The sequence below is a fragment of the Micromonospora sp. CNZ322 genome, from assembly GCF_007827755.1.
This window is the reverse complement of sequence record NZ_VITD01000010.1, coordinates 107,443-120,901: the sequence shown is the minus strand read 5'-3', so window position 1 is coordinate 120,901 and position 13,459 is coordinate 107,443. Positions and strand designations below refer to the sequence as shown.

General features: G+C 72.4%; 16 protein-coding genes. 7 read left to right on the top strand and 9 right to left on the bottom strand.

The window, feature by feature from the left end; genetic code table 11:
* Positions 1 to 5: 5 nt before the first annotated feature.
* Both FB453_RS22955 and FB453_RS22950 read right to left on the bottom strand, forming a co-directional pair.
* A complete protein-coding gene (locus FB453_RS22955; RefSeq protein ID WP_145793253.1) occupies positions 6 to 1,337 on the bottom strand; it encodes a ribonuclease D in 1,332 nt (443 codons plus the stop codon).
* A gap of 95 nt (positions 1,338 to 1,432) precedes the next feature.
* A complete protein-coding gene (locus FB453_RS22950; RefSeq protein WP_091400652.1) occupies positions 1,433 to 2,005 on the bottom strand; it encodes a DUF3000 domain-containing protein in 573 nt (190 codons plus the stop codon).
* Positions 2,006 to 2,143: 138 nt separating this feature from the next.
* Here FB453_RS22950 and hemE point away from each other — a divergent pair, with 138 nt between their 5' ends.
* The 3 genes from hemE to hemQ are packed head-to-tail and all read left to right on the top strand — an operon-like array spanning position 2,144 to position 5,355.
* Entirely contained in the window at positions 2,144 to 3,241 is a 1,098-nt protein-coding gene (hemE, locus tag FB453_RS22945) for a uroporphyrinogen decarboxylase (RefSeq protein ID WP_145793251.1), read from the top strand.
* Between the two features lie 6 nt (positions 3,242 to 3,247).
* A complete protein-coding gene (gene hemG, locus FB453_RS22940) occupies positions 3,248 to 4,657 on the top strand; it encodes a protoporphyrinogen oxidase (RefSeq protein WP_145793248.1) in 1,410 nt (469 codons plus the stop codon).
* A complete protein-coding gene (hemQ, locus tag FB453_RS22935; RefSeq protein ID WP_091400658.1) occupies positions 4,654 to 5,355 on the top strand; it encodes a hydrogen peroxide-dependent heme synthase in 702 nt (233 codons plus the stop codon). The genes hemG and hemQ overlap by 4 nt, the downstream gene beginning before the upstream one ends.
* A 51-nt stretch (positions 5,356 to 5,406) precedes the next feature.
* Here the strand turns inward: hemQ and FB453_RS22930 are convergent, their stop codons facing one another.
* From FB453_RS22930 to FB453_RS22915, 4 genes are all read right to left on the bottom strand, one after another.
* Positions 5,407 to 6,504: a lytic polysaccharide monooxygenase auxiliary activity family 9 protein gene (locus FB453_RS22930; RefSeq protein ID WP_112640114.1), complete on the bottom strand. Its 1,098-nt coding sequence runs from the start codon at positions 6,502 to 6,504 to the stop codon at positions 5,407 to 5,409.
* Positions 6,505 to 6,622: 118 nt separating this feature from the next.
* Positions 6,623 to 7,078, bottom strand: a complete 456-nt coding sequence (locus FB453_RS22925) for a GNAT family N-acetyltransferase (RefSeq protein WP_091400664.1) — start codon at positions 7,076 to 7,078, stop codon at positions 6,623 to 6,625.
* 24 nt (positions 7,079 to 7,102) lie between these two features.
* Positions 7,103 to 8,044, bottom strand: coding sequence for a DMT family transporter (locus tag FB453_RS22920; protein WP_145793246.1), 942 nt, complete (start codon positions 8,042 to 8,044; stop codon positions 7,103 to 7,105).
* 211 nt (positions 8,045 to 8,255) lie between these two features.
* Complete coding sequence (locus FB453_RS22915) at positions 8,256 to 8,516, bottom strand: Prokaryotic metallothionein (RefSeq protein ID WP_091400670.1); 261 nt, start codon at positions 8,514 to 8,516, stop codon at positions 8,256 to 8,258.
* Positions 8,517 to 8,672: 156 nt separating this feature from the next.
* Here FB453_RS22915 and FB453_RS22910 point away from each other — a divergent pair, with 156 nt between their 5' ends.
* The 3 genes from FB453_RS22910 (at position 8,673) to FB453_RS22900 (ending at position 10,521) form a co-directional block, all read left to right on the top strand.
* Complete coding sequence (locus FB453_RS22910) at positions 8,673 to 8,948, top strand: isoamylase early set domain-containing protein (protein ID WP_091402083.1); 276 nt, start codon at positions 8,673 to 8,675, stop codon at positions 8,946 to 8,948.
* Between the two features lie 109 nt (positions 8,949 to 9,057).
* Positions 9,058 to 9,798 carry a lytic polysaccharide monooxygenase gene (locus tag FB453_RS22905; protein WP_112584938.1) on the top strand — a complete coding sequence of 247 codons (741 nt, stop codon included), beginning with the start codon at positions 9,058 to 9,060 and terminating at the stop codon, positions 9,796 to 9,798.
* 93 nt (positions 9,799 to 9,891) lie between these two features.
* On the top strand, positions 9,892 to 10,521 hold the full coding sequence (locus tag FB453_RS22900; protein ID WP_145793244.1) for a DUF305 domain-containing protein: 630 nt from the start codon (positions 9,892 to 9,894) through the stop codon (positions 10,519 to 10,521).
* 34 nt (positions 10,522 to 10,555) lie between these two features.
* Here the strand turns inward: FB453_RS22900 and msrB are convergent, their stop codons facing one another.
* Positions 10,556 to 10,960 carry a peptide-methionine (R)-S-oxide reductase MsrB gene (gene msrB, locus FB453_RS22895; protein ID WP_091400676.1) on the bottom strand — a complete coding sequence of 135 codons (405 nt, stop codon included), beginning with the start codon at positions 10,958 to 10,960 and terminating at the stop codon, positions 10,556 to 10,558.
* A 47-nt stretch (positions 10,961 to 11,007) separates the two neighbouring features.
* Between msrB and ligD the strand changes: the two genes are divergently transcribed.
* Positions 11,008 to 12,045 carry a non-homologous end-joining DNA ligase gene (gene ligD / locus FB453_RS22890; RefSeq protein ID WP_145793242.1) on the top strand — a complete coding sequence of 346 codons (1,038 nt, stop codon included), beginning with the start codon at positions 11,008 to 11,010 and terminating at the stop codon, positions 12,043 to 12,045.
* Positions 12,046 to 12,073: 28 nt separating this feature from the next.
* On the opposite strand, the gene FB453_RS22885 is transcribed toward ligD, so the two are convergent.
* Both FB453_RS22885 and FB453_RS22880 read right to left on the bottom strand, forming a co-directional pair.
* Positions 12,074 to 12,529: a MarR family winged helix-turn-helix transcriptional regulator gene (locus FB453_RS22885; RefSeq protein ID WP_225855433.1), complete on the bottom strand. Its 456-nt coding sequence runs from the start codon at positions 12,527 to 12,529 to the stop codon at positions 12,074 to 12,076.
* Positions 12,526 to 13,374 carry an MBL fold metallo-hydrolase gene (locus FB453_RS22880; RefSeq protein WP_486480395.1) on the bottom strand — a complete coding sequence of 283 codons (849 nt, stop codon included), beginning with the start codon at positions 13,372 to 13,374 and terminating at the stop codon, positions 12,526 to 12,528. The genes FB453_RS22885 and FB453_RS22880 overlap by 4 nt, the downstream gene beginning before the upstream one ends.
* Between the last annotated feature and the right edge of the window lie 85 nt (positions 13,375 to 13,459).

Genomic DNA, 13,459 nt, shown 5'->3' with positions numbered 1-13,459 from the left:
GTGGATCAGGAGAGGGTGGGGGTTTTTGGGGTCAGGGCTTCGGTCAGGTCGGGGGTGAGGAGGCCGATCTGCCACTCGCGGGCGTTGAGGCCGCGCAGGGTCTCCGCTACCGACTCCTCGGTGATCTCCTCCGGCGGGGTCCAGGCCAGCCGGCGGACCGAATCGGGAGTGATCAGGTTTTCCGGCGGAAGGTTGTGCTCGCCGGCGATGCGGATCACGACCTCCCGGCAGCGGGCCAGCCGACCGGCCGCCACCGGGTCCCGCTCGGCCCACCGGTGCGGCGGAGGCGGGCCCTCCACGGCCGGCGAGACCGGCAGGGAATCCTCCGGCAGCTGCCGGGCGTCGTCGAGCGCGGCGAGCCAGGTGCGGGCCAGCCGACGGACCGACCGACCACCGAAGCCGGGCAGGGTCAGCAGGGTCTTCTCGTCCTTCGGGTCCAGCTCGGCCGCGGCGATGATCGCCGAGTCCGGCAACACCCGACCGGGAGCGGCGTCCCGCCGGGCCGCGATCTGGTCCCGGGCGTACCACATCGAGCGGACCCGGGCCTGGGCCCGCGCCCCCCGCAGCCGGTGGATGCCCGAGGTGCGCCGCCACGGCTCCGCCCGGACCCGGGGCGGGCGTGCCCCGGTGCGGACCAGCGCGGCGAACTCCTCCGCGGCCCAGGCCGACTTGCCCTGCCGGGTCAACTCGGCGTCCAGCGCGTCGCGCAGGTCGGTGAGCAGCTCCACGTCGAGGGCGGCGTACGTCAACCACGACTCGGGCAGCGGTCGGCTCGACCAGTCGGCCGCCGAGTGGTGCTTCTCCAGGGTGAACCCGAGCAGCTGCTCGGTGAGCGCGGCAAGCCCGACGCGTTCGAAGCCGGCCAACCGAGCCGCAAGCTCGGTGTCGAACAGACGGCGTGGACGCAAACCCACCTCGGCCAGGCAGGGCAGATCCTGGCTGGCCGCGTGGAGGACCCACTCGGCTTCACCGATCACCGCGTCCAGCGCGCTGAGGTCGGGCAGGGGCAGCGGGTCGATCAGCGCCGTGCCCGCACCGGCCCGGCGCAGTTGCACCAGGTATGCGCGCTGGCTGTAGCGGTAGCCGGAAGCCCGTTCGGCGTCCAGGGCGACCGGGCCGGTGCCCGCCGCGAAGCGGGCCACGACCTCGGCAAGCTCGGCCGGGGCGGCCACCGGATCGGGGGTGCCGTCACGCGGGGCGATCAGCGGAACGGGCCCACCGTCGGCCGGGTCGGCCCCCTCGCCCGCCGGCTGCGGCTGGGCCGACTGCGGGTGCTGGGGTGCGTTTCCCGGAAGTTCTTCGGTGGGCCGACGGCGCAGGGGTGGTTCGTCGGTCACCTGCCAACCCTAGTGCGCGCGGAGATCCGGCGGGTGCAGCCGGTCCGGCGTGTGTCGATCAGGTGTCCGCAAAGTGGCCCCCCGAGGACCGAATGTCAGGCTGCGCCAGCCGGGCGGCGGTCGGAGAGGGCGGTGACGCCGGGTGGGGGGAGACCGGCGGTGGAGGCGAGCAACGCGCACCAGCCGAGCAGGTGTGGGGTCAGGTCGTCGTCGATCGGCGTCCAGGACGCGCGGATTTCGATGTCACCGATGGTGGGTGGCCCGGCGAGATCGCCGAACCGGGTCGACATGGTCTGCGTCACCGTTCCGCCGATCGCCCGGTGGCCGGCGTCCTGGGCGTCCAACGCGTCGGTCAGCCACGTCCAGCCGACCCCGGGCAGCAGCGGGTCGGCGGCCAGATCGACCTCCAGCTCGGCGGTCACGTAGGTGACAAGCCGCAGGGTGCCCTGCCACGCCTCGTGCCCGACCGGATTGTGCAGCAGGATCAGCCGGCCGGTCGCCACCTCGTCGTCGTCGCGCAGCACTGTCGCGGCGAGCGCGAACGCGTACGGGGCCAGCCGCTGGGGGGCGCCGACCTCCTCCAGGGTGATCTCCGGCCGCGGGGCGGCCGACCGCAGCCCGGCGACCGCGCGGGCGAACGTCTCCGGGAGCGCGATCGGGGGGGCCATGTCGGCAGCCTATGCCGACGCCCGCCCCCCGCTTCGACGGCGCGCCGACGCTCAGCGAAGGGCACCGGGCGTAAGGAACGGTGCCCTTCCTCTCACCCCGACCCGGTTGGGGGTGGCGGGCGTGGCACGATTGCGGCGATGACCACGGACACCACGGGCACTGTCGCCCGAGACGGAGATTCCCGCCCCGGCGGACCGGCCGACTCGCCCTTCATCAGGGCCTGCCGACGTCGGCCCGTCCCGCACACCCCGGTCTGGTTCATGCGCCAGGCCGGCCGCTCCCTTCCGGAGTACCGGGAGATCCGGGCGAGCGTGCCGATGCTGGAGTCCTGCCGGCGCCCGGAGTTGATCACCGAGATCACCCTCCAGCCGGTGCGCCGACACGGCGTGGACGCGGCGATCCTGTTCAGCGACATCGTGGTGCCCGTCGCCGCGGCCGGGATCGACCTGGACATCGTGCCGGGCACCGGCCCGGTGGTGGCCGAGCCGATCCGCACCGCCGCCGACGTGGAACGGATCCGCCGGATCACCCGCGACGACGTCTCGTACGTGGATGAGGCCGTCCGGCAGTTGGTGGTCGAGCTGGGCGACACCCCGCTGATCGGTTTCGCCGGCGCGCCGTTCACGCTGGCCAGCTACCTGGTCGAGGGCGGGCCGTCGCGCACCCACGCGAAGACCAAGGCCCTGATGTACGGCGACCCTGAGCTGTGGCACGCGCTCTGTGCCCGCCTGGCCGAGGTGACGCTGGCCTTCCTGCGGGTGCAGATCGAGGCCGGCGTCTCCGCCGTGCAGCTGTTCGACTCGTGGGCCGGCGCGCTCTCCGAGGCCGACTACCGCCGTTTCGTGCTGCCGCACTCGACCACCGTGCTGAGCGGGCTGGTCAACTCCGAGGTGCCGCGGATCCACTTCGGGGTGGGCACCGCCGAACTGCTCGGCGCGATGGGTGAGGCCGGGGCCGACGTGGTCGGCGTCGACTGGCGTACGCCGCTGGACGTGGCCACCGGTCGGATCGGCGCGGACAAGGCGGTGCAGGGCAACCTGGACCCGTGCGTGCTGCTCGCGCCGTGGCCCGTTGTCGAGGCCGAGGTGCGCCGCATCCTGGAGCAGGGCCGGGCGGCCCCCGGGCACGTGTTCAACCTCGGCCACGGGGTGCTGCCGGAGACCGACCCGGAGGTGCTGACCCGCGTGGTCGCGCTGGTGCACGAGCTGTCCAGCCGCCGAGCCGACCAGGGCTGACCGGGAATGCGGCAGCCCTGGCGGGTGGCGGTGGTCGGCGGCGGGATCGCCGGTCTGGCCGCCGCGGTCCGCCTGCGCGACTGCGCACCGGCCGGCACCGAGATCACTGTGTACGAGCAGTCCGGCGTGCTGGGCGGGAAGCTGCGCACCGGGGAGCTGGCTGGTCAGCCGGTGGAGTTCGGCGCGGAGTCGTTCCTGATGCGCGACCCGACCGGCGCCGAGAGCGCGGCGGTGGCGTTGGTCCGCCGGCTCGGGCTGGCCGAGAAGATCGTGCACCCCACGGTGGGGCAGGCCGCGCTGGTCATCGACGGGGGGCTGCGCTCCATCCCGGGCGGCACCCTGGTGGGCGTACCCGGGGATCTGGATCGGGTGGCCGCTGTCGCCCGCCCGGCCGCGGACGCCGACACCGACGGCGGTCGGCCGCTGGTCGGGCCGGACGCGGACGTCTCGGTGGGCGCGCTGGTCCGGTCCCGCTTCGGCAACGAGGTGGTCGAGCGGCTGGTCGACCCGATGCTGGGCGGCGTGTACGCCGGCCGTGCCGACGATCTTTCCCTGGTCACGACGATGCCGGCGCTGGCCCGCACGGCCCGGGTGGAGCACACCCTGGTCGGCGCGGTCCGGGCCGCGCAGGCCGCAGCGCCGCGTGCGCCCGGCGCCCCGGTCTTCGGCACCCTCGCCGGTGGGCTGAGCACCCTGATCGAGGCGGCGGTGACGGCCAGCGGCGCGACGGTACGGCGGGACGCCGCCGTGCGCGAGTTGACACCGACCGGCACCGGCTGGCGGCTCACCGTCGGCCCGACCCGAGACCCTGAACTGGTGGACGTGGACGCCGTGGTGCTGGCGGTGCCGGCGCGACCGGCGGCGCGGCTGCTCGCCGGCCCCGCGCCGGCGGTGGCGGCGGGCGTCGGCGCGCTGGACTACGCGAGCGTCGCGCTGGTCACCATGGCGTTGCCGCAGCCGCGACTGCCCGAGCTGTCCGGCTTCCTGGTGCCGAGCACCGAGGGCCTGCTGATCAAGGCGGCGACCTTCTTCACCACCAAGTGGGGGCACCTGCGCCGGCCCGACGGGTTGGCCCTGGTGCGCGCCTCGGTGGGCCGGTACGGCGAGGAGGCGCACCTTCAGCGCCCCGACGCGGACCTGGCGGCCACCGTGCACCGGGAGCTGTCGGCGGTGCTCGGCACCCCGCTGCCCGCCCCGGTCGACGGGCACGTGCAGCGGTGGGGCGGTGCGCTGCCGCAGTACGCGCCGGGGCACGCCGACCGGCTCGCCGCCGCGCGGACGGCGCTGCGGGCCGCGCACCCCACACTGGTCCTCGCCGGCGCCGGCTACGACGGCGTCGGTATCCCGGTCTGCGTCCGCTCGGGCGAGACGGCGGCCGAAGAGATCATCACAGCACTGGGAGGATCGGCGAGATGACCGAGCAGACCAACGCGGCCCGGTTGCGGGAGCTGAACGACAGCATCCGCTACACCATGTGGTCGGTGTTCCGGGCCAGCTCCCCGCTGCCGTCGCTGCGGGACAACGTCACCGGCGAGGTGGTGTCCCTCTTCGACGAACTGGCGGGCAAGGACGTCGTGATCCGGGGCGTGTACGACGTCTCCGGGCTGCGCGCCGACGCGGACGTGATGATCTGGTGGCACTCCGCGTCCAGCGACGCGCTCCAGGACGCTTACCTGCGGTTCCGCCGCACCACGCTGGGCCGGGCGCTGACCCCGGTGTGGTCGCAGATGGCGCTGCACCGGCCGGCGGAGTTCAACAAGAGCCACATCCCGGCGTTCCTTGCCGGTGAGGAGGCTCGTCCCTACATCTGTGTGTACCCGTTCATCCGCTCCTACGAGTGGTACCTGCTGCCGGACGCCGAGCGGCGCGAGATGCTGGCCGAGCACGGCAAGATGGCCCGCGGCTACCCGGACGTGCGGGCCAACACGGTCGCCTCGTTCGCGCTCGGCGACTACGAGTGGATGCTCGCCTTCGAGGCCGACGAGCTGCACCGGATCGTCGACCTGATGCGGGACCTGCGCGCCTCCAGCGCCCGCCGGCACGTCCGCGAAGAGGTCCCGTTCTACACCGGCCGCCGCCGTTCGGTAGCCGAGATCGTCAACTGCCTGGTCTGACCCCCGCCGACCGGCGCCGCACCCCCGCCCGGGTGCGGCGCCGGACGGGGATCAACTGGTCGTCGTACAGGAGACCAGCGGAACCGGGTTGCTGCCGTTCCACGAGCCGAGGAAACCGAACGTGGTGCTCGCTCCGGCGGCGAGGGTGCCGTTGTGGTTCGCGTTACGTGCGGTGACCAGCGTGCCGTTGGCGCCGACCGTCGCGTTCCACGACGAGGTGACCTGCTGGCCGTTGTTGTAGTTCCAGCTCACCGACCAGCCCCGGGTCGGTGAACCGCCGGCGGTCACCTTCACCTCGGCCTGGAAGCCACCGGACCACTGACCGGTCACCTGGTACGTCGCCGTGCAGGCACCGGCCGGCGGCGGGGTGGTCGGCGGGGGCGTGGTGGGCGGCGGGGTGGTGGGCGGCGGGGTCGTCGGCGGGGGCGTGGTGGGCGGCGGGGTGGTCGACCCGCCACCGAAGTCGACGTCGCTGCACAGGTAGTACGACTGGTCCAGGTGGCTGGCCTGCCAGACGGTGTAGACGATGTGCCGTCCGGTGCGTCCCGGCGCGTTCACCGGGATCTGGATCGAGACGCCACCGGTGTCCGGGTCCCACTGGGAGGCCGGGGTGTTACCGATCTGGCCGGCCAACTCCAGGTTGCCCCAGCCGAGCGGTTGGGTGGCGGAGTTGAAGCCCTGCTTCGTCACGTACACCCGGATGTAGTCGGCGCCGTGGCTGGCCTGGTCGAAGAAGCGGAGCCGGAAGTTGTTCGACACCGCTGTGGTCTTCCAGGCACCGACGGTGTCCAGCGCGTTGTAGCGAGGGCTCTGGGTGCGTCCGCCGCTGCACAGCTGGCCGTCGGGGACGGCGGCCTGGTGGTTGCCCCCCACTCCCTCGCGGAACAGGCCGTTCCAGTTCCACATGGCGGCCGGGTCGGCCTGCCAGGCCTGCCAGCACATCGGGTCCTCGGTGGCCATCCGGGGGTTCTGGAAGTCGCCGCCCCAGCGTTGCCAGCAGCTGTAGTTACGCGAGGCCGGGTCGACGACCGAACCATGCGCCGAAGCGGGCTTGGGCAGCATGGTGGTCAGTGCGGTCGTCAACAGGAGCGTGATGGTCGCCACGACGGCGAACAACCAGAGCACGCGTCGTGATCGGGTGAAAGACATGGAGCCCCCGGGGGGATGAGGTCGGACGTCGACACCCGGATCGCCGGGAGTTGCCCACTCCCGTGCCTGATCGCTGGCTCCCGCGATGGCTCTACCCGGCACCATGCCAGCTCGATCGTCAGCCGTCAATGGCATCCCGTCGCATCGGCGTGTGCGGGATGCCGTCCTCGACGTACTCGGGGCCGCTGACCGCGAAGCCGTGCCGGGTGTAGAACGCGACCAGGTGCGACTGGGCGTCCAGCACGCAGGGGCGGTTGCCCACCACCTCCAGCGCCGCCGTCATCAGCCGACCGGCGTGTCCGCCGCCGCGCGCCGCCGGGGCTACCACGACCCGACCGATCCGGGCGACACCGTCCGGGTCGGCCAGAATCCGCAAATACGCCAGCGGCGCGCCGCCGTCGGTGAGCCAGACGTGCCGGGTGCCCGGCTCGACGTCCCGCCCGTCCAGCTCCGGGTACGGGCAGTTCTGCTCCACCACGAACACGTCGATGCGCAGTTTGAGCAGGTCGTGGAGGGTGCGGGCGTTCAGGTCGGCGAAGGAGGCCGTCCGTAGCTCGGTGGTCTGCTGGGGCATCCACCGATGGTAGGTCGGGCGGGTTCACCGGGGGTCCGCCCGGTCGGGTGCGAGGTAGGTGGCGGCCACGGCGGTGAGCAGCAGGACACCGCCGACGATCACCGGCAGGGGGAGCGGTTCGTGCAGCAGCGCCACCGCCAGTGCCGCGGCGGTGAGCGGTTCGAGCAGGGTGAGCACTGCCGCGACGCTGCCCGGGGTGGTGCGTAGCCCGGAGTAGAACAGTGCGTACGCGACCGCCGTGGTGACCACGCCGAGGTGCAGAAGCAGCGTCACGGTGTCGAGGCGTACCGGCACGCTGACCCCGGTGACCAGGGCGAACGGCGCCAGGGTCAGCGCGCCGACCACGGTGGAGATGGTGGTCAGCGTCATCGGCGCGGTGCGCTGCGACACCTGACGGCTGATCAGGGTGGTCACCGCGTACCCGAGGCCGGAGCCGGCCGCCGCGAGCAGGCCGAGCAGCGGGGCGGGCGCCGCCGCGCCGGGGTGCTCGGTGGCGGCGGTGATCAGGACGAGGCCGGCCACCGCCGCGACCAGCGTGCCGAGTCGCAGCGGGCCGGGGAGCCGGCGGGCGTGCGCCGACTCCCAGGCCGCGGCGAGCACCGGGGCCAGGCCCAGGCTGACGATGGTGGCCACGCTGACTCCGGCCCAGGCCACGGCGGCGAAGTAGAGCGCCTGGTAGAGGCCGAGGCCGACGCCGGTGAGCAGCAGCGGTACGGGTGCGGCGCGCACTGTGGTCACGATGGTGCGGAGCCGGCCGGCGGTGCACGCCAGCAGCACGAGCGCGGCGATGGCGAGGCGGTGGAAGCCGATGCTCACCGGGCTGAGCCCGGTGCTCTCGCGCAGGAGTTGCACCGCCACACCTGTGGTGCCCCACAGCACCCCGGTGACGGTGATCTGGATCAGGCCGCTGCGGGCGGCGTGGCCGGCGGCCGAGGCGGCCGGCAGCGCGGTGCGGGTCGTGGACACGGGAGCGCTCCGAAGGGTGAGCCGTTGACGGGGACGACGTCGACGGAGCGCGTACGACAGGGTGGCCGAGCGGGGTCAGGTCACCCGGTCGGCGAGAGGCGCGGCGCTCCGCTCAGGAGCGCGGCGGGGGCAGGACGCCCAGGAACGGCCGCATGGCGACGACCGTACCCCAGCGTGGTGATCCGGTTGGCCCGCGGCCGGGCGGGCGCGGTCAGGCCGGGCGGGCGCCGACGGCGTCGCGGATCTCGGCGCCCACCGCGCCCTCGACGGCGCGGGCGCAGTGTGCGCAGCAGAAGAAGCGGCCGTTGACCTCGACACCGTGCCCGACGATCTTGACCTGGCAGTGCTCGCAGATCGGTGCCATGCGCTGGATCGCGCACTCGAACGAGTCGAAGGTGTGCACGTCGCCGCTGACGGTGTGCACCTCGAACGCCATCCAGTAGTCGTTGCCGCAGACCTCGCAGGTTGCCACCGAAAACCTCCGTTAAGTGGACAAGTACCTACAGAATCTCCCAGGTGGCCCTGACGTGGGGGCGGAACGTCGACGCCTGGCCACGGCGGCGGCGTGTCGGCCTCGGCGTGTTGCCCGTTATGCCGGGTGAACCGCCGCAACCCCCGGAGGATCACCGTGATCAAGCGCAACAAGCTCTTCGGCAACCAGACCCGGGTCACCTTCTGTCTGCCCCGCGACGTCCCACCCGGCCCGGTGAGTGTCGTCGGCTCCTTCAACGGCTGGCAGCCGGGCCGGCACGAGTTGGTGGCCCGCCGCGACGGAACCAGGACGGTGACCGTGAAGCTGCCGCCGGGGGAGCACCGGTTCCGTTACCTCGGCACCGGGGGCGTCTGGTTGGACGACGAGTCGGCCGACCAGGTCGACGACCGGGGCTGCCTGCTCCGGCTCTGAACAAGAAAACTGCCGCCATCGATGGATTTATCGATGAGAGTCTTTACTGTTAACAATGTTTAAATTACCTTGAGGGCACCTCACCGGACCTGGAGAAGGAGCTGCCCCCATGCGTCGAAGAATCACCGTCCCGCTGGTGGCGGCGGGCGCCGTCGCCGCCACCCTCACCGTCGCCGCCCCCGCGCAGGCGCACGGCTACGTCTCCGCCCCACCGAGCCGGCAGGCGCTCTGCGCGCAGGGCCGGGTGCCCGACTGCGGGCAGATCAAGTACGAGCCGCAGAGCGTCGAAGGGCCCAAGGGCCTACGCAGCTGCAACGCCGGAATCGCCCAGTTCGCCGTCCTCAACGACGACAGTCGGGGCTGGCCGGCCACCTCGGTGGGCAGCTCGCTGACCTTCACCTGGGTGAACACCGCCCGGCACGCCACCAGCAACTGGGAGTACTGGATCGGCAACACCCGGGTCGGCGTGGTCAACGGCAACGGCCAGCAGCCGGGCGCCACGGTGTCGCACAACGTCAATCTCGGCGGCTTCTCCGGCCGGCAGAAGATCCTCGCGGTGTGGAACATCTCCGACACGGCGAACGCCTTCTACTCCTGCATCGACGTGCAGATCGGCGGCGGAGGATCGAACCCGACGCCCACCCCCACCACCTCACCCACCCCACGGCCCACCCCGACCACCACGCCGACCACTCCGCCCGCGCCGGGCGGCAGTTGGACGACGGGTCGGGCCTACCAGGTCGGCGACCAGGTCACCTACGGCGGAGCGACGTACCGCTGCCGGCAGGCGCACACCGCGATCCCGGGCTGGGAGCCGCCGAACGTGCCGGCGCTCTGGCTCAAGGTCTGACCGCACACGGGTGCGGCCCCTGGTCGCACCCGTGTCGCGTGCGGCCCCTGGTCGCACCCGTGTCGCCGCCCTCGCGTGAACGGAGCAACCGGCATGCCCCGCCGTACCCCGCTGGCGTCCCTCGTTGCCGCTCTGCTGCTCACCGGAGCCTGCGCCGGATCTCCCACGTCGAGCCCGTCGGCCCTGCCTCAGCCGGCCCCCGCGTCCCCGGCCGGCTCGGCGGCGGCCGGGTCCGCAGGTGCCGGGTCCGCGGGCGTCGGGTCCGCGATCGAGGCGGACGCGATGAGCGGGATCGACGTGGTGTTTCTGAGCACCATGGTCGGGCACAGCGAACGCACCCTGCAGATCGTCCGGCTGGCCCGGGACCGGGTGCGCGACGACGCGCTGCGCACCCTGGCCGCCGCCGTCGAGGCGACCGAGGCCGACGAACTGGCCGCCATGCGCGCCTGGTTGCCCACGACCGGGCCAGGTGCCAGCGCGGCGGTACACCACCACGACGGGCACGGCGACGACGCCGCCCTCGACCGGCTGCGGACCGCGCCGGACGCGGACGTCGACCGAGTGCTGCGCGACGTGCTCGCCGACCACCAGCGATCGGCCGCCGACCTGGCCCGATCCCACGTCGGCGTCGGCCGCAACGAACGGGTCCGCGACCTGGCCCGGCGGATCGAGCAGTCCCGGACCGCCGAGGTCGAGCTGCTCAGGGGTACGGGTACGCCCTGAACACTGTCACGCGGTCACGCCCTGGGTGTCCGGGTCAGCGGGGTTCCAGCTTGATGGAGACCGAGTTGACGCAGTGCCGGGTGTCCTTCGGGGTGAAGCCCTCGCCGTGGAAGACGTGCCCGAGGTGACTGTCGCAGCGGGCGCAGCGGATCTCCGTACGCGCCATGCCGAGGGTGCGGTCCTCGATCTCCTTGACCCGGCCCGGGATGGCGTCGTCGAAGCTCGGCCAGCCGCAGTGCGAGTCGAACTTCGTGTCGCTGGAGAACAGCTCCAGCCCGCAGGCGCGACAGTGGTAGACCCCCTGGGTCTTCGTGTCCACGTACTCGCCCGTCCACGGGCGTTCGGTGCCGGCCTCCCGCAGGACGTGGAACTCCTCGGGGGTCAGTCGGACCCGCCACTCTTCGTCGGTACGGGGCAGCTCGTTGTCGTCAAGACTCACCCCTCAACGGTACGTCGAACGTCGGGGGCGTGGCATAAGGTCGCGGGATGGGTGGCACCAAGGCTGCGGCCGCCGAGGTCGAGGTGGCCGGGCACACCGTCCGGCTGAGCAGTCCGGATCGGGTGATCTTCCCGCAGCGGGGGTTCACCAAGGCGGACGTCTTCCACTACTACCTCGCGGTCGGCGACGGGATCATGCGCGCTCTGCGGGACCGACCGACCACTCTGCAACGCTTCCCCGAGGGTGTCGAGGGCGAGGCGTTCTTCCAGAAGCGGGTGCCCACCCGGGGGGTGCCGCCCTGGGTGACGACCGCGCAGATCACCTTCCCGAGCGGTCGGAACGCGGCGGAGCTCTGCCCGGCCGATCTGGCGCACGTGGCCTGGGCGGCGCAGATGGGCACTATCGTCTTCCACCCGTGGCCTGTGCGGGCCGCCGACGTCGACCGCCCCGACGAGCTGCGCATCGACCTGGACCCGCAGCCCGGCACCGACTTCGCCGACGCGGCGCGGGCCGCCGGCGAGGTCCGCGCGCTCCTCGACGAGCTGGGCGCGACCGGCTGGCCGAAAACCTCCGGCGGTCGGGGCGTGCACGTCTACCTGCGCATCCAACCCCGCTGGACGTTCACCGAGGTGCGCCGGGCCACCATCGCGCTGGCCCGGGAGGTGGAGCGCCGCAACCCCGGCCTGGTCACCACGGCCTGGTGGAAGGAGGAGCGCGGCACCCGGGTCTTCGTCGACTTCAACCAGATGGCGCGCGACCGCACAATCGCCTGCGCCTACTCGCTGCGGGCCAACGCGCGGGCCACCGTCTCGACCCCGGTCAGCTGGGACGAGCTACCCGACGTCGACCCGGACGACTTCGACCTGCGCACCGTGCCGGCCCGGCTCGCCGAGCGAGGTGATCCGCACGCCGGCATCGACGACGCACCGTGGGACATCTCCCCGCTGCTGGAGTGGGCCGAGCGGGACGCCGCCGCCGGTCAGGGCGACCTGCCGTACCCGCCGGACCACCCGAAGATGCCCGGCGAACCCAAGCGGGTGCAGCCGAGCCGCGCCAAGCGATCTCCCGACGAGGAGAACGCCTGAGCGCCGAGCTACCTGTGCTCGCCGAGCATCACAGGCAGGATCCCGGGTCCACCGCCGTGCCGATGATCGCGAAGAGCATCCGGCGGAACACGTCGACCTCGGCCTGATTGAAGCCGGCCATCGCGTTCCGCTCCGCCTCCTCGCTGGCGTGGGCGACCCGCGCCCGTACCTCCTCGCCGGTGGTCGTGATCGCCGGAATGCGCAGCCGGCGGTCGCGGGGATCGGAGTGGCGTACGACGAGATTCTTCTGTTCGAGTCGATCGAGTTGGGTCATCAGCGTGGTCTTGTCGAGCCCGAGGGTCCTGGCCAGCTCGACCTGGGTCAGCCCAGGTGTCTTGTCGAGCGCGCTCAACACGATGTAGTCCCGTAGGTGCAGGCCGTGTCTCTCGGCCTGTTCGCCGGTCACCACGTGCATCCGTTGGGCGGCGCGATGCAACAGCCAGGTGATCTCGGAGTCGAGCGACGGCGCCGGTCCAGCGGTCATCGCGCCGCACCTGACAGCAGCGGGATTCCCTCGTAGGCGCGCCGGTCGTGGGCCGGAACGACCTGCATCAGCTCGGTCAGCGCGGCCGATCGCAGGATGCCCTGTCGCACCTGTTCGGCGTCGCTGTCGGCGAGGGCCCGTAGCAGCCAGGGGCGTTCCACCCGCCGGTGGACTCCGTCCAGTTGCCAGGCCAGGTCCCCGATGAACGCGTAGCGCTGCCCGGACGGAAGGGTCACGAACGCGACCACGGACCCCGTCGTGTGGCCGCCGGCCAACGCCAGCATCAGGGAACCGTCGCCGTGGACGTCGAAGCTCGCGGAAAAGCCGAGGTACGCGGGGCCGTCGAAGGAGTATTCGCGGATCTCGTGGCCGGGCGAGACGGCGCGGAAGACCTTTCCGTCACCGTCGCTGGCGGCGTACTCGAGCTCGCCCCGGTTCATCCAGACCGGAAGGTCGAGCGAGTCCAGGCCGCTCGCGTGGTCCCAGTGCGAGTGCGTCAGGAACACCCCGCGGAGCCTGGTGCGGTCGTAACCGCTGTCATCGAGCTGCTCGTGCACGGTTCGGGCGCTCTGGAAGGGGGCGCGGGCGAACCGCGGCTGCATGGCGACGTGCGCGGCGACGTCGGCCCCGAAGCCGGCATCGATGAGGAAGTCGCCCTTCGGGTGCCGCACGAGGATGGCGGTGGCGGCGAACTGCCGCTTGTCACGGAACGAGCCACCGCGAAGGGCAAATGCCGCTCGCGTCTCGTAGGTGCCCGTGGGGAGTTGATAGATCGCCATGTCGGGTGGCGGTGTCGCCTCGGGAAGGGCAGCCGTCCACGGCTCGGGCGCAGGAAGGGTCTTCACCGCTCGATCGTACGACGTCAGATCGTCTGATGCCAGACGAAATTGCCCTGTCTGAGACTGTCGTACACCTGTTCTAAAGCCTGCC